Origin of the sequence: Lacihabitans sp. CS3-21 (assembly GCF_024343675.1) — a bacterium.
In the GTDB taxonomy this organism is placed as follows: Bacteria; Bacteroidota; Bacteroidia; order Cytophagales; family Spirosomataceae; genus Leadbetterella.
Window position 1 is genome coordinate 1 of sequence record NZ_RJUD01000090.1, and the last position, 918, is coordinate 918.

Here is a 918-nt window from a genome sequence, read left to right on the forward strand (position 1 = left end):
TGGTCATCAGGATTAGGAACTGGAACAACGAAAGAAGTAGGAGTAGGTACTTATACAGCAACCTGTCAAACAGCTTGTGGAACATCTAATTTATCAAACTTGATAATCATTACAAATAGCAATAGTTTATTTAGAATTGAAGGCCCAACCCAACCAATTTGCCAAGGCTCTTCAATAACTTTAACAGCTGTTGGTTGTAATTCTACAGTAACATGGTTTAACGGCATGGTAGGTTCTAGTGTAACATTTTTAGTTACGTCATCAGGTGCATACGGTACATATAGTGCGACTTGTGGAACAGGGTCTAGTCAAACTACTTGTGATTTCAAAGAAGGAAATATTACCTTAATATCAAGAGGAGGCAGTTCTGGTTCTGGAATAATTACAAAATATCTTCTAACTAGTTCTTCTAAAATTATTTTACAAATTAAAGACAGCCCTACATTCACCAATGTAGTTTCAGGGGCATACAATATAGTAGCTGTTACATATAATTCAAATATTTCCGGTTTGATTGAAGGTCAAAGTTTGAATAATATAGTTTCTTCTTGTAAATCGGTGAGAGAATTGCCAATTTCAGTATGTAATTCTTCAGTATCGAACCTTTGTGAAGTAAGTACTGAATCGATTGAAGTTAGTATTTTACCAGCCCCAGTAGCCCCATTAATTTCATCTACCAAAACGACTGTATGTGGAACTGATAAAGCGACACTTACAGCAACAGGTTGTGTTGGAGGAACGATTACACGGCAACGTGTACGACAAGCTGTGGAACATCTGGAAACTCAAACACGATAACAATCGGAACGAGTCCATCACCAGTAGCACCAGTGATTTCTGCTAACAAAACTGAGATTTGTGGAAATGAGGAAATCACTTTGACAGCTACCAACTGCTCAGGTACAGTTAAATGGTCTA

General features: G+C 37.3%; 1 pseudogene. It reads left to right on the forward strand.

The features are described 5' to 3' along the window. Positions 1-798 (forward strand): annotated as a pseudogene (locus EGI24_RS14600) (hypothetical protein); the annotation flags it as partial. Positions 799-918: the final 120 nt, after the last annotated feature.